Here is a 24796-nt window from a genome sequence, read left to right on the forward strand (position 1 = left end):
TCCCTTTGGCAGTCTCTTTCTTTACATAACAAGCAAAAAGAATTGTCCTTTTAAGATATAGAAACTAATGACCGTAATGGTTTTATTAGATGGGCATACGGTTCACCAACGAGCATAACGATGTTATCTTTTTTGTAACCAAGTTTTTCATATAGTGAAAAAGCGCGTTTGTTTTCTAAATTAACAAGTAAGGCGATTTTTTCATGACCTTTTTCAGTTGCATGAAGTTCAGCTGCATCGATTAATTTAGAGCCAATGCCACGTCCACTGTACATATTTGAAACTGACAACGTGTCAATATAATACTCATCAAGTTCAGCTTCTTTTTCTAACGTAATGGATTCGTCTTCATGTAGTTCTCTTAAGTGGTGTACGATTGGTGCATCAAGTTGTTCAGCGTTACTACCGTGATAAACGACAATAACCCCAACTACCTTTCCATCTTGTTCAGCCACTAAACAGTTTTCATAGCTCAATCGATTATTTTCTTTTGCGAACCATGTTTCAAGTCCTAGTATCACTTTTGCTTCAACTGTGCTACCTGTGATTTTTTCAGCAATTTCGTGCAGAGCGTTATACAGTAAAGGTGCTACTCCTATCGCATCTGTCTTTTTTGCTTTCCGAATCATAGTATCCCTCCTAGTTCTATGCATATATTGTAGCATAAAATAAAATAACAAACAGTGGATTGGAACTTTGTTATACAGAGCGTCAAAAAGTTTGATATAGAGAAGTAGCTATGTTAGTATATGATATTTAGTGCGAATATAATAAAGTGATATAGCTATAAAAATAATGAAAGTGAATTACATAATAGTAACGGGATAATTTTACCGTTGTCGACCTATAGAAGATGCGATAAAATAAACTATTGCAGAGAGGTGAAATACATGGATAAACAATTAGCAAATGCAATTTTGGATCAGCTGAAAAATGGTGAAATAAAGGAGTATGTTGCGACGAAAGATGTATTTTATACGTTCAGGGAAGTTGTTGTAAGTCGAGAAGATTTTAGACATATTATCGGGAATGCACAGCGCGGTGGACAGGTAATTTATACATATTCAGAAACACCACGTTCATAAATAGAAGATAAAGGAGAGGAGAATTATGGGAGATTTTAAACAAGGCATATTACCACATTGGGATTATATGTGGAAAGATAGAGCTGGGAATAGGTTTATGGGAATGGTTATGTATCCAGAGAAACGAAAATGTTCAGCAAAAATGCTTCAGAAAATAAAAAGAGCATATGAGCAAGCTGTAGAAATTAAAGTAACTGTACAAGTTCAACATACATATCAATACGTAGAAGGAATGATCGTATACTTTGATGAAGAAGCTCCTGTATGTACAATGCTCGATAAAGATGAGAATCCACATCATATATTTATAAAAGATATTTTGCGTATTGAGCATCCGGAATAATTTTTTTCATAAATAAATTGAAGTTCCATAATAATAATCTTTTTCTATAATAGTTATCTTTTAGTATGTAACGAGGAACGAAAGTATATGTATAATATTTAATAAAGTAAAATTGATAAATGTAATCGTTTTTTAGAACAGATTATCGTTTAATGTCTGTTCTTTTTTGCGTGATGCTGGAGAAATATATTACTCCAGCATTTACTGTTTTATGACAAAAAATATTGTCAACTTTTTTTAAAATAAGGTTAAATTCGTTGACAACTTTTTTGAAAAGCACTTTATTGACATGAGTTTTAGAATGTTGTTTCATAGTCTTTGTATTGAAAAAAATCGACGGTCATGTCGAAAAGTAAAAGTTAAAAAAAGAAAGAATTTATACATATATCTTGTGTCTTATTTTGAAACGTAATACAATATATAGAGAAATCAAGAAACGACATACAGAGAATATAGATTGGAGAGGGAGGGTCGGAAATGTTAGTTGCATATGATTCTATGACAGGAAACGTGAAGCGTTTCATCCACAAATTAAATATGCCGGCCGTTCAAATTGATGAAGCTCTAGTATTAGATGAAGACTTTATTCTTATTACGTATACAACAGGTTTTGGCAATGTACCGGAACGTGTTTTAGACTTTTTAGAACGCAATAATGAAAAATTAAAAGGCGTATCTGCAAGCGGCAATCGTAATTGGGGAGACATGTTTGGTGCAAGTGCTGACAAAATTTCTACTAAATATGAAGTGCCTATTGTATCAAAATTTGAGTTATCTGGAACAAATAATGATGTAGAATATTTTAAAGAAAGGGTGCGGGAGATTGCGACACATTGAACTGAATAATGAAATCACGCAAATGCAGGATGGTTTTTATCAGCTTCATAAAGATAAAGAGGCATTAGAAGTCTTTATGGAAGAGGCTAGAGAGAATACCGTTCCTTTTAATAGCGTGGCAGAGCGAATGGAGTATATGAAAGAACACGATTACTATTACAACGTTCTGGACGAGTATAGCTTGGAGGAAGTAGAAGGAGTATATAACATCGCTTATGGTGAAAACTTCGAGTTCCAATCTTATATGGCAGCATCTAAGTTCTATAAAGATTATGCGTTAAAAACGAATGATCAAAAACAATACTTAGAAAGCTATGAAGATCGTGTAGCAATTGTGTCACTATACTTAGGACGCGGTGATGTTGCGAAGGCAAAACAATTCGCAAGCATGATTGTAAAACAAAACTACCAACCAGCGACACCAACCTTTTTAAATGCGGGAAGAAGCAGAAGAGGAGAAATGGTGTCTTGTTTCTTGTTAGAGATGGACGATAGCTTAAATTCAATCGGCTTTAACATTAATACTGCAATGCAATTATCGAAAATCGGTGGTGGAGTAGCTTTAAACTTATCTAAGCTACGTGCACGTGGTGAGCAAATTAAAGGTATTGATAACGCCGCAAGTGGTGTAGTACCTGTTATGAAATTGCTTGAAGATTCGTTTTCATATGCGAATCAACTTGGCCAACGAAAAGGTGCCGGCGCTGTATACTTAAACATTTTCCATTGGGATATTATTGAATTTCTTGATACAAAAAAAATAAATGCCGATGAGAAGAGCCGTATTCAGTCCCTATCAATCGGAATTATCGTTCCAAGTAAGTTCTTTGAACTTGCTGAGAAAAACGAACCTTTCCATGTTTTCGCGCCTTATACAGTATTTAAAGAGTACGGAAAACATTTAGATGATATAGATATTGATGAAATGTACGATGAATTAATGAGCAATCCGAAAGTGAAGAAGAAGCCACTAGATATTAGTGCACGTGATATGCTGATTAAAATCGCTATGATTCAGCTTGAGTCTGGTTACCCATACTTAATGTTTAAATCAAATGCAAATAACCAGCATCCATTGAAGAATATTGGAACTGTGAAGATGTCGAACTTGTGTTAAATATGTAGCACCTTCTAGTAGAAATGCTAGTCGAACACTCCGTTAAACGGGGAAAGCCTCAAGTTTGAGGTAACCTACCGTGCTAAATCTTATCTTAGAATGAAAATATAAAAGTTCAGAATGTATCTTATTATTTTGTATAGCAGAGTTATCGGACAACATAAAGTAATAAGAGACTTTCTGAAAGATTAAGATAAGTAAAAGCCTAACGACTATCCCATTTGGGAGTAGAGCGCAAGCGATTGGCGTTCGAAAAGCGGAGCACCTAACCAGGTAATGCTGTAGGTGATGATATAGTCTGTCCTGTATGGTGACATACAGCAGTTGCATGAGCAACGGACTGAGTAGTAGCGAACTCGGTTGAACATTCGAGACAGAAATCTTCCAGCTTCAAGAAACTTCTGAAATAAATGATTACGGTACAGATGACATTATCCGTCGTGATATTAACTGTAACTTAGGATCGTTAAATATCGTAAATGTAATGGAAAATAAAGAAATCCGTGAAGCAGTTCATGCGGGAATGGAAGCTTTAACAGCTGTTTCTGATATGACGATCATTCCGAATGCGCCAACTGTAAAAAAAGCAAATGATGAGCTTCATTCAGTTGGACTTGGAGCAATGAATTTACACGGATATTTATCAAAAAATAAAATCGCATATGAAAGTGCAGAAGCGAAAGAGTTCGCTCGTACATTCTTTATGATGTTAAATTACTACTCGATTGAGAAAAGTATGGAAATCGCTAAAGAAAAAGGCGAAACATTTAAAGACTTCGATAAGTCTGATTATGCGAACGGCACATACTTTGAAAAGTATGAAACGACAGATTACAGCCCAGTAACTGAAAAAGTTCAGCAATTATTTGAAGGAATTCATATTCCAACAAAAGAAGATTGGACAAGTTTAAAAGAGCAAGTGAAGAAGAATGGATTATATAATTCATATCGTCTTGCTATCGCTCCTACACAATCTATCAGTTACGTTCAAAATGCAACTTCAAGCGTAATGCCGATCGTAAGTCAAATCGAATCAAGAACGTATGCGAATGCGACAACATATTATCCAATGCCATATTTATCAAAAGATACATTCTGGTACTATAAATCTTCTTACGACATGAATCAGTTTAAATTAATTGATTTAATCGCAGAAATTCAGGAGCATATTGACCAGGGAATTAGTACGATTCTTTACGTTAATAGTGATATTTCAACACGTGAGTTAGCACGTTACTACATCTATGCACATAAAAAAGGCTTAAAGAGTCTGTACTATACAAGAACACGTAAGTTAAGCGTGGAAGAGTGTGTGGCTTGTACTGTTTAATATAAAAAGTGTGACATTATGAGCAGGGTTTTCTGAACCCTGCTCATGCTTAGTTATCAATTTTTCATGTTTATTTAGAGAAGGGGCGATTGAATGCGCGCGGTAAACTGGAACAAAAAGGAAGACGATTTTAGTTTAATGTTTTGGAAGCAAAACATCGCTCAGTTTTGGACAGAAGAAGAAATCGCGGTATCTTCTGACAAAAATACTTGGGCACAATTATCAAGAGAAGAGCAGGTTGCTTATAAGCGTGTATTAGGTGGTTTAACACTTTTAGATACGAAACAAGGCGGCGAAGGGATGCCACTTGTACTTGTTCATCTTGAAAATTTACAAGCGAAAAGTGTATTAGCTTTCATGGGTGCTATGGAAGAAGTACATGCGAAGAGTTACAGTCATATTTTCACAACGCTAGCTACTGAAGAAGAAATTGATGATATTTTTGAATGGGTAGATAACCATCCATTACTTGAGAAAAAGGCTGGTATTATTACTCGCTACTACCGTCGTCTATTAAAGCCTGAAGTAACGAAAAAAGAGTTATACATGGCAATGGTAGCAAGCGTATTCTTAGAAAGTTACTTATTCTATAGTGGATTCTTCTATCCACTTTACTTAGCTGGTCAAGGTAAACTGACAGCAAGTGGTGAGATTATTAACCTAATAATTCGTGATGAGTCAATTCACGGCGTATTCGTCGGTATTTTAGCACAACAACTCTTCGCAGAACTTTCTGCAGAAGATCAACAAGAAGTGCAAAAAGAAACGCAAGAATTATTAATGGAACTATATGAAATTGAAATGGCATATACAGAAGAAATTTACACTTCTATCGGTCTTGTAGAAGATGTAAATCGTTTCGTTCGTTACAATGCGAATAAAGGACTTATGAACTTAGGGCTTGAACCGAAGTTTGAAGAAGAAGAAATTAACCCAATCGTTTTAAATGGTTTACGTACAGATACGAAAAACCATGATTTCTTCTCTGTAAAAGGAAATGGTTACGTAAAAGCAACGAATGTTGAAAAGTTATCAGACGATGACTTCGCATTCAATTTTTAATATAGTGTTATAGAAAAAGCTGTCTTTATAGAAAAGACAGCTTTTTTATATGGATGGTTTACATAATGTTATTATTTCATGAAAATATTTTAATCTTGTAAAAGCCCAGTTTATGAGGAAGTGGGGATAAAGAAAATACACGGGTTAAAGTTTTATTTTCATATTTAGTAGTATGAGAGATTGAATAACTTATGTAAAAATGAATAAAAAATGAGAAGAAATCAGGTCCAATTCCACCTATACGTTCTTTTTAATATTGAATTTTTAAACTCTAGAAATTTTGGCTTGAAAATTGCATGAATATTTAAAAAGTAACAAAAAGGGAGGTAATACTCGGTGTGATATATAGTCATTTGAAAACGCTTCCTTTTAACTGTCGATTTTTAAATGGAAATTAGATAGAGAAAGTAGGAGGAATGATAGGTGGGAAAAGTAGTTGGTTTAAAACGTTCATTAGGGCTTTGGTCAATTGTTATGCTAGGGGTCGGGTATATGACACCGATGGTTGGGTTTGATACATTTGGAATTGTTTCTGAAAAAACAGGCGGTCATGTTCCAGGAGCTTATCTTATTGCATTAGCAGGGATGTTGTTTACCGCTGCAAGCTACGGCAAAATGGTAAAGGTTTTTCCTACCGCAGGATCAGCTTATACGTATACACAGAAGACAATTAGTGCAAGGCTTGGATTTCTTGTTGGATGGTCCGCGTTATTGGATTATTTGTTTCTACCGATGGTGAACGCACTATTAACGAGAATTTATTTGTCAGCATTTTTTCCAAGTGTTCCTAGTTGGATATGGGTCATCGGTTTTATTCTACTGGTTACACTTATAAATATTATTAGCGTGAATGTTACTGCTAACTTCAATACTTTTTTAGTAATATTTCAAGTGCTAGTAATGGCGGTGTTTGTTTTTCTAGTTATAAAAGGTTTATTAGCGGGAGAGGGAACAGGAGAAGTTTTTTCCATTCAGCCGTTTTTTCAATCGGATATACAAATATCACCGTTAGTTGCAGGTGCGACAATTCTTTGTTTTTCATTTTTAGGTTTTGATGCAGTAACTACATTTTCGGAAGAGACACCAAACGCAAAGAAGACAATTCCACGAGCTATTTTTCTAACTGCTTTAATTGGTGGAGTTTTATTCATTACAACTACGTATTTTACACAATCTTTCTTTCCAGATACATCTGTATTTAAAGATAAAGAATCAGCGTCTCCAGAAATCGCGCTATATGTTGGAGGAAAACTATTTCAAGCTTTCTTTTTAGTAGGGACGCTTATGGGGACACTTGCGTCTGGTTTAGCTTCTCATACAAGTGTATCTCGACTATTATACGTAATGGGGCGAGACAATGTAATTCCGAAGAAAATATTCGGATACATTCATCCCCGCTGGAGAACGCCGGTATATAACATTGTTATTGTAGGAATGATTTCGCTCTCCGCTATATTCATTGATTTAGAAACGGCAGCATCTCTTATTAATTTTGGAGCGCTTATTGCATTTACATTTGTTAATTTATCTGTAATTTCCTACTATGTAATTAAGAAAAAAAGATATAAAACGATAAAAGACTGTTTGAATTTCTTAGTGATGCCTATTTTAGGTGCTGGTACTGTGGCAGTACTATGGTTTAACCTCAATATTCATTCACTTATTCTAGGGATTTGCTGGGCTGCTATTGGAATTGGGTACCTTCTATATGTTACAAATATGTTCCGCTTAGCTCCTCCGCAAATGCATTTTGAAGAAGCACAGGAAATATAAAAAAAGACATCGGATAAGTTCCGATGTCTTTTTTTTATATTTGATAATCATGCAGCATTGCATAAGTCATTCAAAGATTCATAAGTAGGAGGATAACAGATCGGATTAACATAGTATTTTCACTTGGCACGATTATTGCTTTGTACAATTAGTAAAAATATAAAGAGGGGTGTTATCGTGCCGATTCAATCAGAAAAACATACAAATACAGTTGAAGTTGAAAATCCTTTAGAGGAATTTCAATCTATATTAAAAGAGGCGCTTCATTTTTTAAGTTATCCAGACGAAGTATTCGAATTTCTGAAAAAACCGATGCGTTTTTTAGAAGTAAGCATTCCTGTTCGCATGGATGATGGAACAACAAAGGTATTTCAAGGGTATCGCGCTCAGCATAACGACGCAGCAGGGCCAACAAAAGGTGGTATTAGATTTCATCCAGATGTTACGGCAGAAGAAGTAAAAGCACTTGCTGGCTGGATGAGCTTGAAATGTGGAGTGACAGGACTGCCATATGGAGGCGCAAAGGGCGGGATTATTTGTAATCCACAGGAGTTGAGTTTTAGAGAACTAGAGTTACTGAGTCGTGGGTATGTAAGAGCAGTAAGTCAAATTGTGGGACCGACGAAAGATATTCCAGCACCTGATATGTATACAAATGCGCAAATTATGGCTTGGATGCTAGATGAATATGACCATATTAGGGAGTTTGACTCTCCAGGCTTTATAACCGGGAAGCCATTAATGCTAGGAGGATCACAAGGGCGGGAAACAGCGACTTCTAAAGGTGTATTGTATACACTTCAGTTAGTAAGTGAGTTAAAACAAATTCCCTTGCAAAATATGCGAGTTATTATTCAAGGGTTTGGGAATGTTGGAGGTTATTTGGCAAAATACTTATATGATATTGGTGTGAAAGTAGTCGGGGTATCAGATGCTATAGGAGGAATTTATAATCCAGACGGTCTAGATGTTCCTTATTTACTAGAAAACAGAGATTCTTTCGGTGTAGTATCGAATCTCTTTAGTAAAACAATTTCTAATCAGGAGTTGTTAGAAAAAGAATGTGATGTACTCATTCCGGCGGCAATTGGAGGAGTCATTACAAAACATAATGCAGGAAAGCTTGGATGTAAGATTATCATTGAGGCTGCAAATGGACCAACAACAAAAGAGGCGATAACCATGTTAGAAGAAAAGGGAATTTTGGTTGTTCCAGATATTTTGGCAAACTCTGGTGGCGTGATTGTTTCATATTTTGAATGGTGTCAAAATAACCAAGGATATTACTGGACGGAGCAATATGTTGATCAATGTTTAAAGGAGAAAATTACATCTAGTTTTTCTAACGTACTTGATACTTCTAAACGCTTTGGAGTAAATATGAAAATTGCTGCTTATATTGAAGGGGTTCGCAAGGTTGTAGAAGCATCACGCCTAAGAGGTTGGTTGCATTTTTAACCTAAAGGGAGGGCTAAAATGAAACTGGATATTTTATTAGAAGAAGTGGAGAGACAACAAATCGGTTATTACTGTATTGTGTCGAATAGTCATCGTTACGATATAGCTGTTACGTATTCACAACAGTTTCTTGGAAAAGCAATGGTTACCTCAATTCAAAATGGGAGAATGGTTTTATTAAGCCAAGAAGATATTGGAGAGGAACAATATTGGGCAACAAATCTAGGAATTGAGGTAGAGGACATAGAAGAGTTTCAAAGCTTTTTCTATATGATTCTTCAGTCACAAAGGTTAGAAGAACAATATTAATAGAATAAAAGAAAGGGATGATTGATTATGTATTATGATATTATTACGAGTCCGTGTTATGGAATAATTGAAAAAGTGTCTATCGATAAGGATTCTCGAATTTATGAATGGGAGCCATTATTCTCTATTAAAGATATGAATGGTAAACTGGAAGTAATTAAGATGGGATGTAGTGGAGAAGTTCAATCTTTAGAAGTAGAAGCGGGCGATAAAGTAATTCCAGGTATGGTATTAGCTTATATTCAAGAAGATCTTTTCGTTAGTGGTAGTGATTAATGATAGAACTATGAGGAAGATGGAGGCACTCATCTTCCTTTTTTCATTAAATAAAGAAAGAAATGTTTTATTTTCAGATTAATTAAAAAAATTTGTATTTAATGATACAATACAAATTAAATAGTTTAAAGGAGGAATAGCAGAATGTTTTCCATCGCTCATACAAAAATTAGACCCATAGTTTCTCTACCTATCGATCAATCTGAAAAGGAATGGAATATAGATGTTAAAAATATAAAAGAATCTTTTCTATTTTTAAAAAGAGGAGAGAAATTATTTGCATACGTTCATGTGAAGGATCTGCTATCAAATAGTAAGGAATTAACTTCTAAGCTATTACTTTCAAATGCTGTTTCACTAGATACAATATGTCATCTTAGTAAAGATATTTCTTTAACAGCTCTTTTTCAAATTATTGGGGCGCCGATTGCCATAGTGAAAAATGAAATGGATGAGCTAACAGGATATATAAGAAGAGAGGATGTTTTTGCAGAACTATTTAAACAAGAAAATCAGAGTGTTGATATATTGAAAATTATTTTAACGTCTATTCCAATGGGGATTTTTGTAGTAGATCGTGAAAAGAAAATTGTAAATTGCAATGAGTCTGGTTTGAAGATGATTAAATCGACTCCTGAAAGAGTTATGAATGTACCAGCAGAACTGATTTTTAATGGAGAACACATTAATAATGTATTTACAACGGGAAAAACGATCTTGAATCAATTACAAATCACAAATGAAATGGGTGTATTAGTTGACTATAGTCCGATTCCAAACTTTGATCAAAGTATTGAAGGAATGGTTATTATTGTGCAAGATTTGCCGATGGTCGAGGACATGGCGATGGAAATTGAATATATAAAGGATTTAAATAAAGATTTACATGCAATCTTGTCCAGTATTTATGATGAAATATTAGTTGTTAATCATAAAGGGGAATTAATTCGTTATAGTGAAACTGTTATCAATGATTTTTGGGGGAGTAATTTGAAGGACTTGTTAGGGAAAAATCTTTTAGAACTAGAAAAGAAAGGGTTATTTAGTCCATCGGTTACGCGATTAGTGTTGGAAAAACAAAAAAAGGTATCAGTTGTACAAGAAACAAAAAGCGGAAGGAAAATATTAGCAGTTGGAAACCCTGTATTTAATGAAAACGGAGAGCTTCATCGTATTATTATTGCCTCAAGGGATATCACCGAAGCAACGAGATTAAAGACGGAATTACATGAAATAAAGAAGATATCAGAGCAATATAAGAAGGAGTTAGATGACTTTAAAAATAAAGATCGTTTTCTTAAGAAGCTTATTTACTGTAGTCCCAAAATGGAACAAATTATTAACCAAGCTAAAAAAATAGCAGATTTTTCTTCTAATGTTCTTATTTCTGGAGAATCTGGTGTCGGAAAAGAAGTAATTGCCCAGGCAATTCATCAACTTGGGAACCGATCTTCAAAGCCATTTTTAAAATTAAATTGTGGTGCAATTCCAGAAACGTTGTTAGAAAGTGAACTATTTGGTTATACGAAAGGTGCTTTTACAGGAGCCGATAAAAATGGAAAAGAAGGATATTTTAAGCGAGCTGATCAAGGGGTTTTATTTTTAGATGAAATTGGAGAAATGCCTTTACATTTGCAAGTGAAATTGCTTAGAGTCCTGCAGGAACAAGAAGTAATTCCTATTGGAAGTACAACACCTACGAAAATAAATGTACAAATTATTGCTGCTACAAATAAGAGTCTTGAAAAGATGGTCGAATCTGGAACATTTCGTGAAGATTTATTTTATCGCCTCAATGTAATTCCGCTGCGAGTTCCTTCTTTACGAGAGCGAATGGAAGATGTTCCGGTACTTGCCTTTCATTTCTTACAACAGTTAAATGAAAAATATAATAAAAATTATCATTTAACTCCAGATGCACTTAACTTACTAGAGTTCTATTCATGGCCAGGAAATGTCCGTGAATTACAAAATATGATTGAACGTTTAGTTGTATCAGCAGATGATCCAGTAATTGAAGCGGAGTTTGTTAGTAAGTTTTTAACACCCGGTTATGACTTTAATAAAGCAAAACCAGTTATTACAAGAGTATTACCATTACAAGAAGCGCTACATTCTGTAGAAGAACAATTGATTTTGCTTGCAATGAAGCAGTATAAAACAACGACTAAGGCTGCAAAAGTTCTTGGAATCAGCCAATCTTCAGTGAGTCGTAAATATCAAAAAATTGTTAGTGAAAAAGGGATAGCGGCTGATATCATCTCTTATTCCTAAAAAAGGAGAAGGTCACATAGACTTCTCCTTTTTGTGTGCGCTTAGCATGTACATATTCTCTGGGATTCAAGTCCCGAGTGGTGAGGGCGGTAGCGGAAATCATTAAAGTTTCACTTTATGCAAAATGGAATAGTGTATGCGGAAATGCATAAAATGTTTGTTATTTTTAAGAAAATAGTCAGTTTATCCCGCTATTTGTGGGCAGTAAAACCCCCACCTCAAAATTCAGGTGGAGCAAAGAAGTTAGGTGGGAGCCCTGCTGCCTGTAAACGCCCGATTGGTGAGGGCTGATAATCAGTGGGGATGAACAAAACCCCCACTGATTAAAGTTTCACTTTATGTAGGATTCTTTTGAATTTTAAATATTGGCATGAAATTTGCTTATAAATATATAAACGATCGATAAAGGGGGATTCAATATAGTGCTAGATTTAAAAATGTATGTAAACGGTGAATGGAGAGACTCTAGTAATCAAGAAAAAAGAACGATTATTAACCCTGCTAATGGCAAGGGTATAGCATATGCACCTGAGGGAACGATTGAGGATGCAAAATACGCAATAGAAGTGGCAAGAGCGGCTTTTGATAGCGGAATTTGGTCAGAAACATCTACTGCTGAAAGGGCATCATATTTATTTAAAATAGCAGATGAAATTGATAAAAATATGGAAGAATTAGTATACCTTGAAACAATGGATAATGGAAAAACATACCGTGAGGCAGAAGGAGATATTGGAGATGCAGCGGCTTGTTTTCGCTATTATGCCGGATTGATTACAAAGCCAGATGGTCAAACATATCATGTAGCCGATCCGATGCAAGCGATGGTTGTAAGAGAGCCAGTTGGTGTTTGTGGATTAATTGTTCCATGGAATTATCCGCTATTGATGAGTGTATGGAAAATTGCACCTGCTTTAGCAGCTGGAAATACAATTGTGTTTAAACCTTCTGAAGTGACACCAATAACTGCAACAAAGCTATTCGAAATCCTTGAAAAAGTAGGGCTACCAAAAGGTGTTGCCAATATGGTAATGGGGGCCGGTCCAATAGTAGGGAATGAAATTGCAGCGAGTCATAAAGTCGATATGATTTCCTTTACAGGTGGAACAAAAACAGGTAAGCACATTATGAGAACAGCAGCAGATAATATGAAAAAGATTTCGTTAGAACTTGGAGGGAAATCTCCAAATATTATTTTTGCAGATGCAGATTTTGAGACTGCTATTGATTATGCTCTATTCGGTATTTATGCAGGTAGCGGACAAGTGTGTTCAGCAGGGTCGAGAATCCTTGTAGAGGAAAGCGTTTATGATAGATTTGTTAATAGTTTTGTAGAGAGAGCACAGCAAATTAACGTTGGGCCTGGTGATCATCCTGAATCAGAAATGGGGCCACTTGTAAGTCAAGAACATATGGAAAAAGTATTACGTTATATTGAAATTGGAAAAGACGAAGGTGCAAACGTTGCTTGCGGAGGTAGACGAATAATGGAGGATGGAAAAGGTGATGGTTTCTTTATTGAACCAACAGTCTTTGTCAATGTAAAACCTGATATGCGCATTGTCCAGGAAGAAATCTTCGGTCCTGTTGTGGTAATTCAAAAGTTTAAAACTGAACAGGAAGCAATTGAGTTAGCAAACGGTACGGATTATGGCTTAGCTGGAGGGGTATTTACGGTTGATGGTGCAAAAGCAATGCGCGTAATTCGCAAGCTTCGCGCAGGCATTACGTGGATTAATAGCTATCATCCAACATACAATGAGGCGCCTTGGGGCGGATATAAGCAAAGTGGTATAGGTCGTAGTCTAGGAACGTTTGGTTTAGAAGAATTTCAAGAAATTAAGCAGATTAATATAAATCTAGAAGTAGAACCTATTGGTTGGTTTGCAAATAAAAAAAATGTAGAGGTGAATTAGATGGAAACGAACGTGAAAAATAAATTGAATGAGAAAGAATCAAATGTAAATGAGTATATTACGAAAGTACTACAGTTAATTGAAAAAGAAAAAGTATCTGAAGAAGAGGCAAATTGGATTCAAAAAGAAACAGTAGACGGATTTAGAGAGCATGTGAATCCTGGTTTTCTTGCTTATAGAAAAACAGTAACAAAAGATGGACAATTTGCAGCAGTAGAATGGTCTGATGAAGGATCTTGTTTTATGGATATTAATGGTAAAAAATACATTGACTGTTTAGGTGGATTCGGAATTTATAATGTTGGTCACCGTAATCCGAAAGTAGTAAAAGCTGTAACAGATCAATTAAAGCGTCAAGCATTACACAGTCAGGATTTACTAGATCCACTTCGAGCAATTCTTGCAAAGATTTTAGCGGATATTACACCTGGTGATTTGAAATATGCTTTCTTCACAAATAGTGGAACAGAAAGCGTAGAGGCAGCATTAAAACTAGCAAAAATGTATAGTGAACGAACAACTTTCATTTCTACAACCCGTGCTTTCCATGGTAAGAGCCTTGGTGCTTTATCTGGGACGGCAAAAGGAATGTTCCGTAAGCCATTTTTACCATTAATTCCGGGTTTCCGCCATGTTCCATTTGGCGATATTGATATGATGAGAAAAACATTTGAGACATGTGCATTAGTGGGAGAAGATGTTGCAGCAGTTATTTTAGAGCCAATTCAAGGGGAGGGCGGCATTATTTTACCTCCAGAAAATTATTTGAAACAAGTGCGAGAGCTTTGTGATGAGTTTGGATCACTCCTTATTTTTGATGAAGTGCAAACTGGAATGGGCCGTACAGGAAAAATGTTTGCAGCAGATTTATATGATGTTGTACCGGATATTATTTGTCTTGCGAAAGCGTTTGGTGGAGGTGTAATGCCAGCGGGAGCTATTGTTGCGAAAGAAAAAGTATTCCAAAGTTGGTTTGAAAATCCATTTATGCATACAACAACGTTTGGCGGGAATCCTCTTGCATGTGCTGCTGCAATTGCAACAATCCATGTATTATTGGAAGAGAAATTACCGGAACGGGCGATGGAAGTTGGAGAGTATTTCTTAAAAGGATTGAAACAAGCAGCAGAAGGACACGAAGATAAAATCTTTGAAATCCGTGGTCAAGGTTTAATGATTGGGATTGAATTCCATAAAGACGAGATTGGTTATGAAGTGTCAAAGGCGATGTTTGATCAAGGTATTCTTGTTGCGGGAACATTAATTAACTCAAAAACAATTCGTATTGAACCATCCCTTACAATTAGTTATGAAGAAGTAGATACAGTTATTAATACGTTTAAATCTGTGCTAACTCAAGTAAAATAAATTTCGTATAATGTTATATGTGAATTCAAACGATTGAAACTATAATTAGAATAGATTTACTTATATTGTATTACAGGAAGGCAGTGTAACGAAAAAGTTACACTGCCTTTTTATTACATTTTTTGTTGTAAGTATTTACATGTAATTTGTCTTGGTGTACTATTTAACTAACACACTAAGACAGGAGGGGAGAAATGAAAATCGAGTTTTCTCCAAACACACCAATTTACATTCAAGTAATGGAATACATAAAAAAAGAAATTGTAACGGGTCATTTATTGCCTGGCGATAAAATTCCCTCTGTACGTGAATTAGCGAGTGAATTACAAGTGAATCCAAATACGATTCAACGTACATTTCAAGAACTAGAGCGGGATGGAGTTGTTGTAACGCGTAGAGGAATGGGACGATATGTAACGAATGAAGGGGAGAAAATTATGGAGCTGCGAAAAGATATGGCGAGAGAATTACTTCATTCTTTTATAGATGGAATGGACAATTTAGGTTTTTCAGAAGAAGAAATTCTTACAATCCTTCGTTCTTCATTACATGAGAAAAGGGAGGAGAACGAATGACAGAGTTATTAAAAATAGAAAACTTATGGAAGCGATACGGATTAAAAGCAGTGATCCGTGAGTTAAATATAGAGATTACAGAAGGAAAAATCGTTGGGCTTGTTGGAGATAACGGAAGCGGGAAAACGACGTTATTAAAAATGATTGCAGGTCTACAACATCCTTCTGAAGGCAGCATAGTAATTAATGGTAAAAAAGTAGGGTTAGAGACGAAAGAAATCGTTTCATTTATGTCTGACAAGCCAGTCTTTGATGATTGGATGACTGTAAAAGATGCATTATTTTTCTATCGAGATTTTTATAAAGATTTCGATATTCAAAAAGCAGTAGATACGATTGCGGAATTTAAAATACCGTTAGAAGAAAAAATTATAGCATTATCAAAAGGGATGGTGGAAAAGCTTCAAATTATTTTAACGTTTTCTCGAAAAGCGAAGTTATATGTACTGGATGAACCACTTGGCGGAATTGATCTTGTTTCTAGAGAACACGTATTAGATCTCATTTTAAAATTTTATAGAGAAGATTGTACCATACTAATCTCAACTCATTTAATAAATGAAGTTGAAAATATTTTTGATGAGGTAATCTTTTTAAAAGATGGAGAAATTGTATTGTATGAAAATGTAGAAGAGTTACGTTTTCAGAGAGGGAAAGCTGTCACGGATGTGTTTAAGGAGGTGTTTAGTAGATGAAGTCGAGCTTAATATATATGTACAATATGAATAAAAAACAGATTGTTATTTCGTTGTTATCATTTATATTTGTTGTGGCTGTTGCCTTTGTATGTATGGGCAATTATATTAAGAAGGAATCGGGAGAAATAAACCAAACAATCATAATTGCGTTAGTTATATTTGTATATATAATTTTTGTAGTAATGATGTTCATTCAAGCGATGTCTGCTTTCGGAAAAATGATTGAAAGTACATTATTTCGGTTAACACCGACATCAGGTAGAAAAATTGTTTTAGCAATATTGTTATTTGCTTTTATCTATTTAGCTATTTTTGAACTCTTAGGTACAATATTCTTATATAGTATTTCTATTAAATTAATAAAAGGTACTGAAATGTATGAAGCATTTATTGGTTTAACTCAAAAACCGTTTCAGCAAATAGTATCTTCAGTTTTGTTTGTATTTAATTTGGTTAGTCTGTTACTTATTTTACTTTTTGTAACAGCGAGTGTGAAGGTATTTTCTCTTAAGAAGAAAATTGAATACGGTGTTATCTTTGCTTTGTTTTTTACATTAAGTAAAGCAATGAGCCTGATATACGCGACATTAGGTAAGCTCGTACCAAGAGGTTATTTTATAGATAAATTATTATATATAGATGAATCGTTTTGTGACGGGGTTTATTTATATCCTGAAAAATTTATGAATCTATATAGTTTTAGTTTTTCTATAGGAATATTTATTCTACTTGTTTATATAACAGGTCGCATAATCGATAAAAAACTAGAAGTCTAAAGGAGGAATCAGCATTGGGAAACGTAGTAGTAAAATTAGAAAATGTTCGAAAAAGGATTGGTGGAACAGAAATTATCCGTGGTTTATCATTTGAGGTTCGTGAAGGGGAAGTGTACGGATTCCTTGGACCGAACGGTAGTGGTAAGACGACGACAATTCGTATGATGACAGGTCTTATATCAATGACAGAGGGCGATATTACAATTTGTGGTCATAGTATTCGCACGGAGCGTGAAAAGGCGTTAGAGCAAATTGGAGCGATTGTAGAAAACCCTGAACTATATGATTATATGACAGGAATGCAAAACTTAAAGCATTTTGCAAACATGGCAATTACTCCAATTAGTAAAGAGCGCATTAATGAAATTGTAAAGCTTGTTGAATTGGAGCATGCGATTCATAAAAAGGTGAAAACATATTCACTTGGTATGAAGCAACGTTTAGGAATTGCACAGGCATTACTGCATCAGCCGAAAATCTTAATTTTAGATGAGCCGACAAATGGATTAGATCCAGCTGGTATTCGTCAAATTCGTGATTATTTACAACGTTTAGCGAAAGAAGAAAATATTGCGGTCATTGTATCAAGTCACTTATTAAGTGAAATTGAATTGATGTGTGACCGCGTTGTTATTATTAAACAAGGTGAGTTTGTACAAGAGTATAACTTGCATGAACAAGCGAAACATGATGAGGCAGTAGTTGTAGCGTTTGAAGTAGATGAAGTTCAGAAAGCGAATGAAATCATTAAAGGTAAGACGCAAGGAAATGTAATTGTAGTATCTGTAATGAAAGAGGAAATTCCACAACTTGTAAAAAAACTTGTAAATGACGATGTGCTTGTATACGGAGTTGCTGTTCAAAATAAAACATTAGAGGATGAGTTCTTAGCGATTACAGGGGGAGTGAAAGCGTAATGTTTAAATTAATTCAAAATGAATTTTTAAAGTTACATGCGAAAAAAGGTATGTATATTTTAATCGGTGTGATTGCTTTATTGGAGATTTTAGGAGCCGTAGTCAAAGCAAAATGGGGTGAACCTGGTAGCTTGAGTGGAACTTACTTAGATTTTGCGAGTTCAAATATTGTTTTAATTATGATATTCACACCGATTTTTGGAATTACAATAGCCTCTCGCACAATTACAGATGAATTCCAAAAAGGAACAATTAAGCAATTATTAATTCGACCAAGAAAACGAATTACAGTTTTATTTTCTAAATATATTACGGTATTATTAACGATGTTATTTATCGTATTTGCTAGTACACTAATTGCGATGATTATTGGCGGCTTTGTAATGGACGGTAGTAAAACAGAATTAACGTTAGCGATTGTGTTAAAAACAATTTTATATCAACTTGTATCACCATTTTTCTTCGCAACGCTTGCATTCTTCTTTGCAAACGTATTTCGAAATTCTGTATTGCCATTACTTATTACTCTATTTTTATATTTCTTAGAACCGGCAATTACGATGTTACTTATGATGTTTGCAAAAGGTGTAGCGAAGTTTGTAGTATTCTTCCATTTGAATTTAAGTGTTTACGATAGTAATAAATTAGTTAGTGGCGGAGCAGAGCCAACATTTACAGAATTTACGTTTACAACTTCAGTATTACTTGTCATCGCGTATTTTGCTGTATTACTTGTAGCATCAAGTGTATTATTCCAAAAGCGTGACGTATTATAATAAAAGAAATCCCCGCTTGTAAAAATGGGGATTTTTATTACATAGTTTTTTACGTTCCTAGTATTCTGTATTTTTAATTAGAGATGCTGTCAGCCATAGAATATCGGATCTTCTCCAGCTAATCTTGGGTCATATAGTCTTTAAGGGGAGCGAATGTAAATTGTAATGAAGTTGAAGAACGGTGATATGGTATATCCAGTAAAGTCGTTATATATATGTTAAGAGATATGCTGTTCGGAAGTAATTGAGAAAAAAAGGAAGGTTTTCAACTATATTCATATTATAATTTAGTTATCCTGCCATTTGTAGGAGAGGGGTTTCCTATAAAACCCTGATTAATATTTTGCTTTTTACTATCTTTGGAGGTGTTCAATATGCAATATGCATTTTCACGTATAAGGCTACGTAGTTTTTTTGGATGGATGATTATAGGGATGTTCCTAACGATGATTCCATTAAGTTTATCAGGTGCTTCTGATAATACGATAGAATTCATGTCACAAATATCAATATTTTTCGTATTTCCACTATTGTGGCTATATTTAAAAACAAGTAAAAATAATGTCGTTTTTAAAAGTTTTTTTGATAAGCCCAGACGTTTACATTGGGGGTTAATTGTATTAGCCGCGATAATGGGAATGATTTTTTCAGTCGGTATATCCCAAATTCAATTTTATATTTTAGCACATACTTTACCTGATTTTTTAGTTACGATGTTAGAAGATGGAAATGTAATTAATACGAGTAATATATATATGACGATATTCACTTTCATTTCAGCATGTGTATTAGCTCCAATAATGGAAGAAGTTATTTTTAGAGGTTTTTTCTTACAGAGAATGGCATACAAATGGGGGATTAAACGAGCGGTCATTATATCCTCTCTTATTTTTGGATTAGGACATTTTGATGTTATCGGTGCTTTCATGTTTGGTGTTATTATGTGTCTTCTATACATAAAGACAAAAAATATATGGACGAATATTGCTGTGCATGCTTTAAATAATTTGATTGCAACGACTATGCAATTGGCAAGTGGAGATGGAAGTGACACAATCTCAATTGCGGAATTGCAGGCACAAAGTAATTTATGGATTGGCATTGGACTTGTGATTGTTGGATTACTTTGGTTAATCCCTTACATTTGGAAACAATGGCGTACGGTAAAAGAAGTAGGTGTGCCACCGCTTCGTTTCATAAATGAAGAAAAAGTAGTGAATACATCAGAAGAAAATGAAATATATAGCCAAGTGATAGTAACAGATAGATTGATGGCTGTAGAGCTGCCTGATGAAGCTGTAAATAAGCTTCGGTTAGAAGAAAATGATTATGTAACAGTTTCTGTAGAAGAAGATAAAATTGTTATAAAGAAAGCGTATAATAGATAATTAAAAAGTAGCTCCTAAAGAGCTACTTTTTAATTTGTAATAATCTCTACACGAAAATTATTACCGTTCTTTACATATTTAATATCTGTAACGATCCGAACTGTTTTTAGAAGTTCAACTTTTTCACCAATTCGAGGGATGGTCGGAACATTGTCCCAAATACCAAGCAAGTCATCTAATTGTGCCGTTTTTTCATAAAACCAGATTTTCAATGTAAAGCCCCTTTCTCGAACTTTATGTATTTTAATACATAATATATTATTTTTATTCTTATTGTAAGGGGTTTTTTAATATTTTATGAATAAAAATAAATTAATCTTCTGGGAAGATATGTTCAATGTCTGGAGTAAGAGCTACTTCTGATAATACGATATGAGAAACTGTCGTTGCATATGAAGAAACGTCATTAATAAATTCTTCAAGTTCTACGAGCGAAGGAACAGAAATTTTTACAATGTAGCATAAGCTTCCTGTTACTCGGTAACAAAAACTTGCAGAGGGATAAGACTGAATAAACTGTTGCATACGTGTTGTATCACCATTTTTTAAAGTGATTTCTAAAATACAATCTAAAACAAGTCCTGCTTTTTTATAATCGATATCGATAGTGTATTTTTGAATAACTCCTTCACTTTCAAGTTTACGAACACGTTCTGTAGTAGACGGAGCGGATAAGTTTACTCGCTTTGCCAATTCTCGCATCGAAAGTCGACTATCATTATATAATTCATTTAAAATTTTTCGATCAACACGGTCTAGTTGCATTTGTAAATAAACCTCCAGTAAAATGATATTTTTTGTAAAGTAAAAATATAAATTAAGATTCATATGAAATGTAAAGTGAACCTTATTTATTTTACAATAAAACAGAAGGAAATAGGAGGGGAAATGATGGAGAGGATTTCATTATCAAATGTAGGAGATACAAAGTTTCAAAAGTTATTAGGTCATAATCCGGATATATTACATTCGTGGAGTGCGTTAGAGGATACAATGTACAATAAAGGAACTCTTTCAGCAGAGTTGAAGGAGCAAGTGAGACGAACATTAGCGTATGGGAATGAATGTCCGTACTGTATGGCAAAGGGAAGACCTGATGATATGCAAAAGGTAGAAGAAATTAGTGTAGCAGTTACTTTTACGCATACATTTGTTCATGACCGAAAGGCGATAGATGATAATATGTTTCATATATTAAAACAATATTGGACGGAAAAAGAAATTGTAGAGCTTTGTGCCTATATTTGTTTTATTACCGCGTCGCAGCAACTTGGTTTTCTGTTTCAATTACAGCCCAATTAAATAGGAGGATAGTATGCTTAATCAAGTAGCACTTATAATCATTGATGTACAAGAAGCATTCAACTTGCCGTACTGGGGCATGAGGAATAACCTTTTTGCGGAAGAAAATATGAAAAGTTTGTTAGAAGAGTGGAGAAAAAGGAAACTACCAGTTTTTCATATTCAACATGTAAATAAAGAAGATGTTCAGTCGATGTTTTATCAATATGCGGAAACGGTGGACTTTAAAGAAGAAGTGCAACCAATGCTAAATGAAATAATTATCCAGAAATCCGTTAATAGCGCGTTCATTGGGACAAATTTAGAAGAACAATTAAGAGAGCAAAAATGTAATACGGTAGTGATTGTAGGATTAACAACAAACCATTGTGTGGAGACTACAACACGGATGGCAGGTAATTTAGGATTTACAACGTATTTAGTGAGCGATGCGACGGCTACTTTTAATCGTATAGGTCCAGACGAAATAGAGTATAGTGCAGAGGACATTCACAATATGACGCTTGTAAACTTACATGATGAATTTGCTAAGATTGTTACGACTGAAGAAGCCTTAAAATTATTTTAAAAAAATAATTACGGAATTATGTAGAAAAAAATAAGAATATTTCGTATAATCTAAGTATAATCATTTTAAAAATAGGGGTGGCATCATATGAAGAAAATTCCAGTAAAGAAAATAGAAGAAGTACTAGTTTTAGCAGGGGATAATAAACAAAAACAAAAGGAATTTTATGAATTGCTCTTAACAACTGATTTTTATGTTGCTGGTTCATTAGAAGCAGAGGACGGGGCAACAGAAGGCACACTTCGTTTACGTCATTTCCAAGGAGAAGATAGATGGATCGTTCCATTCTTTACACAAGTGGAATTTGTAAAAGATGTGTTGCCAGAAGGGACACCCCTTATTACGATACGTGGAAAAGAATTATTTGGTAGCATCGAGAAAGATGCGACAGCTGTATTAAATGTTGGAACAGATATGAGTAAAACATTTATTCCAGAAGAAATTGCAGATATAGCATCAGGACGAATCTTTAATTATTATAAGTAAAAGGAAAAGCTTAGTAGCTTTTCCTTTTTAATTTGAACATGGAGTGGTTATACCAGAAGAAATAGAAACAGTTTTGTTATTTGTATTTATTGTTGCTGTAGCTCCGAGGGGAATACCAATATTTGGGCTTATATGTCCGATTGGTAAACCGAATAGCACAGGTATATTATATGGTGTGAAATATTCATATAATATTGTTTGCAATGATTGGGATGGTTTAGAAGGGGTGCAGTCGTGACAACTTGTGAAAATAACGCCACTGCATTCATTAAACTGTCCAGATAAAAGTAGTTGATTTAACATCCGGTCAATGCGATAAGGTTCTTCACCAATATCTTCAAGCAATAAAAGTTTATTTGCCGTATTTATCTCATAGGGCGAGCCAATTATACTTGTTAACACAGTTAAATTCCCTCCAACTAATGTGCCTGTAACTGTACATGGAGAGGTAGGTACGATACATTTTGATGCAGATAAGATAGATGAATACGGATGGAAGAGTTGATTGAAGGAAGATAAAGAGAGAGAATCTATACCTTTTCCTAATTCTTCAATCATTGGACCATGAAAAGTAACCAGCTCCGCATAACGTGAAAAGGCAGTATGCAAAGCCGTAATATCGCTATATCCCCAAAAAATCTTTGGATTTTGTTGAATGATTTCATATTGAATGTAAGGGAGAAGGCGAGCGCTTCCGTAACCACCCCGTGCACAGAAAATCGCTTTGATCTTAGTATTTGCAAATGCTTCATGTATATCATCAAGACGAACTTGATCACTTCCAGCTAAATAGCCATACTTCTCATAAACACTCTTTCCAATTAATACGGATAATCCCATCTCTTGTAGTACTTTCACACCTTTTAAAACATTTTCGAGCGTTGGTGGGCCTGATGGGGCGATAACCATTACAGTGTCACCGTGTTTTAATGCATTTGGATAAATCATTGTATTCCCTCCTTCTCTTTCAATATATTCGAGCGGTGATGGTTCAATCCTTGCAAAAGCAGGGGAAAACATGCCACATAAAGAAAGTATAAGGAGAGTAGGAGGGAAAATGATGTTTACAAGCCGAGTTACAGAAATATTACAAGTGAAGAATCCTATCATTCAAGCTGGGATGGCAGGTGCTATTACAACGCCAGAGCTCGTTGCAGCTGTAAGTAATGGAGGAGGATTAGGTACGCTTGGAGCTGGCTATATGAGTCCTGAACAAATTCGTGAAGCTATTTATAAGATAAGGGAGTTAACAGATAAACCATATGGTGTTAATTTACTTTTAACAAAAGAGGTAAAGATAGAAGAAGAAAAGGTAAAAGAGGCGAACGTATTACTTGAATCGGTGAATAGAGAACTAGGTATAGAGGGAGAGCAGACGTTAAAGCTGCCGAAAAGTTATACAGCGCAATTACAAGTATTATTAGAGGAAAAAGTACCGGTCGTTAGCTTTGCATTTCAAACGTTAGAAAAAGAAGAAATAGAGGAATTAAAAAGAAGAGGAATAAAAGTTATCGGCACAGCTACCCATGTAGCAGAAGCGAAAGTACTCGCCGAGTTAGGCGTAGATATTATCGTCGGACAAGGTAGCGAGGCAGGAGGGCATAGAGGAACGTTTATTGGGAAAGAACGTGATGCTATGATTGGTACGTTTGCGTTAATTCCGCAATTAGTAGCAGAAGTACCTCATATCCCGATTGTCGCAGCAGGTGGTGTAATGAATGGGCAAGGGCTTGTTGCGGCATTTGCATTAGGGGCAGAAGCTGTTCAAATGGGATCAGCCTTTTTAACGAGTGAAGAAAGTATTACGCATGATGTGTATAAAGAAGCGATTTTGCATAGTACAGATACGAGCACAACTGTAACCCGTGCGTTTTCCGGGAAATATGCACGGGGTATTCGTAATGAATTTATTGAGAAGCATGAAGGAAGAGAAGAGAATTTACCGATGTATCCAGTGCAAAACGTATTAACTTCTAAAATACGCCAAGAAGCAGCGAAGCAAAATAAGGAAGAGTATATGTCGCTTTGGGCGGGACAAGCATCATCATTAGCACGAACGGAATCAGCTCAGCACGTAGTGAAACGTGTCATGAATGAAGCGGAGAATGTAATCGAACAATTACAAAATGTATATAGAAAAAGACCACTTGAATAATTCAAGC

26 protein-coding genes and 1 pseudogene are annotated in these 24796 nt (G+C 34.9%); 23 read left to right on the forward strand and 4 right to left on the reverse strand.

The window, feature by feature from the left end:
* Positions 1-50: 50 nt before the first annotated feature.
* On the reverse strand, positions 51-629 hold the full coding sequence (locus LUS72_RS06780) for a GNAT family N-acetyltransferase (RefSeq protein ID WP_097831841.1): 579 nt from the start codon (positions 627-629) through the stop codon (positions 51-53).
* A 261-nt stretch (positions 630-890) separates the two neighbouring features.
* On the opposite strand from LUS72_RS06780, the gene LUS72_RS06785 reads away from it, so the two are divergent.
* From LUS72_RS06785 to LUS72_RS06875, 19 genes and pseudogenes are all read left to right on the forward strand, one after another.
* On the forward strand, positions 891-1085 hold the full coding sequence (locus LUS72_RS06785) for an abortive phage infection protein (protein WP_097831840.1): 195 nt from the start codon (positions 891-893) through the stop codon (positions 1083-1085).
* Positions 1086-1110: 25 nt separating this feature from the next.
* Positions 1111-1428: a hypothetical protein gene (locus LUS72_RS06790; RefSeq protein ID WP_071744777.1), complete on the forward strand. Its 318-nt coding sequence runs from the start codon at positions 1111-1113 to the stop codon at positions 1426-1428.
* Between the two features lie 477 nt (positions 1429-1905).
* Entirely contained in the window at positions 1906-2265 is a 360-nt protein-coding gene (gene nrdI, locus LUS72_RS06795) for a class Ib ribonucleoside-diphosphate reductase assembly flavoprotein NrdI (RefSeq protein WP_000959445.1), read from the forward strand.
* Positions 2252-3379: pseudogene (locus tag LUS72_RS06800) on the forward strand (ribonucleotide reductase N-terminal alpha domain-containing protein); the annotation flags it as partial. The gene nrdI and the pseudogene LUS72_RS06800, both read left to right, overlap by 14 nt.
* A 382-nt stretch (positions 3380-3761) precedes the next feature.
* Positions 3762-4712 (forward strand): ribonucleotide reductase large subunit, encoded by a 951-nt coding sequence (locus tag LUS72_RS06805; protein WP_306295567.1) that lies wholly within the window; start codon positions 3762-3764, stop codon positions 4710-4712.
* 93 nt (positions 4713-4805) lie between these two features.
* On the forward strand, positions 4806-5774 hold the full coding sequence (nrdF, locus tag LUS72_RS06810; protein WP_097831839.1) for a class 1b ribonucleoside-diphosphate reductase subunit beta: 969 nt from the start codon (positions 4806-4808) through the stop codon (positions 5772-5774).
* A 423-nt stretch (positions 5775-6197) separates the two neighbouring features.
* Positions 6198-7547, forward strand: coding sequence for an APC family permease (locus LUS72_RS06815; protein WP_097831838.1), 1350 nt, complete (start codon positions 6198-6200; stop codon positions 7545-7547).
* A 177-nt stretch (positions 7548-7724) separates the two neighbouring features.
* Positions 7725-9005: a Glu/Leu/Phe/Val family dehydrogenase gene (locus LUS72_RS06820; RefSeq protein ID WP_097831837.1), complete on the forward strand. Its 1281-nt coding sequence runs from the start codon at positions 7725-7727 to the stop codon at positions 9003-9005.
* A gap of 18 nt (positions 9006-9023) precedes the next feature.
* The gene (locus tag LUS72_RS06825) at positions 9024-9314 is read left to right on the forward strand and encodes an SAV0927 family protein (protein WP_097831836.1); all 291 of its coding nucleotides are present in this window, start codon (positions 9024-9026) and stop codon (positions 9312-9314) included.
* Positions 9315-9341: 27 nt separating this feature from the next.
* Positions 9342-9590 carry a biotin/lipoyl attachment domain-containing protein gene (locus LUS72_RS06830; RefSeq protein ID WP_000291043.1) on the forward strand — a complete coding sequence of 83 codons (249 nt, stop codon included), beginning with the start codon at positions 9342-9344 and terminating at the stop codon, positions 9588-9590.
* Between the two features lie 144 nt (positions 9591-9734).
* Positions 9735-11864, forward strand: coding sequence for a sigma 54-interacting transcriptional regulator (locus LUS72_RS06835; RefSeq protein WP_097831835.1), 2130 nt, complete (start codon positions 9735-9737; stop codon positions 11862-11864).
* A 422-nt stretch (positions 11865-12286) separates the two neighbouring features.
* The gene (locus tag LUS72_RS06840) at positions 12287-13780 is read left to right on the forward strand and encodes an aldehyde dehydrogenase family protein (protein WP_097831834.1); all 1494 of its coding nucleotides are present in this window, start codon (positions 12287-12289) and stop codon (positions 13778-13780) included.
* Positions 13781-15148: a putrescine aminotransferase gene (locus tag LUS72_RS06845; protein ID WP_097831833.1), complete on the forward strand. Its 1368-nt coding sequence runs from the start codon at positions 13781-13783 to the stop codon at positions 15146-15148.
* A gap of 194 nt (positions 15149-15342) precedes the next feature.
* Positions 15343-15723 (forward strand): GntR family transcriptional regulator, encoded by a 381-nt coding sequence (locus LUS72_RS06850; protein WP_097831832.1) that lies wholly within the window; start codon positions 15343-15345, stop codon positions 15721-15723.
* The gene (locus LUS72_RS06855; protein WP_097831831.1) at positions 15720-16418 is read left to right on the forward strand and encodes an ABC transporter ATP-binding protein; all 699 of its coding nucleotides are present in this window, start codon (positions 15720-15722) and stop codon (positions 16416-16418) included. Before LUS72_RS06850 ends, LUS72_RS06855 begins: the two co-directional genes overlap by 4 nt.
* On the forward strand, positions 16415-17197 hold the full coding sequence (locus LUS72_RS06860; RefSeq protein WP_264448722.1) for an ABC transporter permease: 783 nt from the start codon (positions 16415-16417) through the stop codon (positions 17195-17197). The genes LUS72_RS06855 and LUS72_RS06860 overlap by 4 nt, the downstream gene beginning before the upstream one ends.
* A 14-nt stretch (positions 17198-17211) precedes the next feature.
* Positions 17212-18114, forward strand: a complete 903-nt coding sequence (locus LUS72_RS06865) for an ABC transporter ATP-binding protein (protein WP_097831829.1) — start codon at positions 17212-17214, stop codon at positions 18112-18114.
* Positions 18114-18890, forward strand: coding sequence for an ABC transporter permease (locus LUS72_RS06870; protein ID WP_097831828.1), 777 nt, complete (start codon positions 18114-18116; stop codon positions 18888-18890). Before LUS72_RS06865 ends, LUS72_RS06870 begins: the two co-directional genes overlap by 1 nt.
* A gap of 374 nt (positions 18891-19264) precedes the next feature.
* Complete coding sequence (locus tag LUS72_RS06875) at positions 19265-20278, forward strand: CPBP family intramembrane glutamic endopeptidase (RefSeq protein ID WP_097831827.1); 1014 nt, start codon at positions 19265-19267, stop codon at positions 20276-20278.
* Positions 20279-20307: 29 nt separating this feature from the next.
* Here the strand turns inward: LUS72_RS06875 and LUS72_RS06880 are convergent, their stop codons facing one another.
* Together LUS72_RS06880 and LUS72_RS06885 are read right to left on the reverse strand one after the other, a co-directional pair.
* Positions 20308-20490: a DUF3913 family protein gene (locus tag LUS72_RS06880; RefSeq protein WP_000707108.1), complete on the reverse strand. Its 183-nt coding sequence runs from the start codon at positions 20488-20490 to the stop codon at positions 20308-20310.
* A 100-nt stretch (positions 20491-20590) separates the two neighbouring features.
* The gene (locus LUS72_RS06885; RefSeq protein ID WP_001175507.1) at positions 20591-21043 is read right to left on the reverse strand and encodes an Lrp/AsnC family transcriptional regulator; all 453 of its coding nucleotides are present in this window, start codon (positions 21041-21043) and stop codon (positions 20591-20593) included.
* A gap of 63 nt (positions 21044-21106) precedes the next feature.
* On the opposite strand from LUS72_RS06885, the gene LUS72_RS06890 reads away from it, so the two are divergent.
* From LUS72_RS06890 to LUS72_RS06900, 3 genes are all read left to right on the forward strand, one after another.
* On the forward strand, positions 21107-21580 hold the full coding sequence (locus tag LUS72_RS06890; protein ID WP_141533331.1) for a carboxymuconolactone decarboxylase family protein: 474 nt from the start codon (positions 21107-21109) through the stop codon (positions 21578-21580).
* 13 nt (positions 21581-21593) lie between these two features.
* Positions 21594-22148, forward strand: a complete 555-nt coding sequence (locus tag LUS72_RS06895; protein ID WP_097831825.1) for a cysteine hydrolase family protein — start codon at positions 21594-21596, stop codon at positions 22146-22148.
* Between the two features lie 87 nt (positions 22149-22235).
* A complete protein-coding gene (locus tag LUS72_RS06900) occupies positions 22236-22634 on the forward strand; it encodes an SseB family protein (protein WP_097831824.1) in 399 nt (132 codons plus the stop codon).
* A gap of 27 nt (positions 22635-22661) precedes the next feature.
* Here LUS72_RS06900 and LUS72_RS06905 read toward each other — a convergent pair whose 3' ends face one another.
* The gene (locus tag LUS72_RS06905; protein ID WP_097831823.1) at positions 22662-23582 is read right to left on the reverse strand and encodes a S66 peptidase family protein; all 921 of its coding nucleotides are present in this window, start codon (positions 23580-23582) and stop codon (positions 22662-22664) included.
* 70 nt (positions 23583-23652) lie between these two features.
* On the opposite strand from LUS72_RS06905, the gene LUS72_RS06910 reads away from it, so the two are divergent.
* Positions 23653-24789, forward strand: a complete 1137-nt coding sequence (locus LUS72_RS06910) for an NAD(P)H-dependent flavin oxidoreductase (protein ID WP_141533332.1) — start codon at positions 23653-23655, stop codon at positions 24787-24789.
* Positions 24790-24796 lie beyond the last annotated feature (7 nt).

Source organism: Bacillus cereus (genome assembly GCF_025917685.1).
GTDB lineage: Bacteria > Bacillota > Bacilli > Bacillales > Bacillaceae_G > Bacillus_A > Bacillus_A cereus_AT.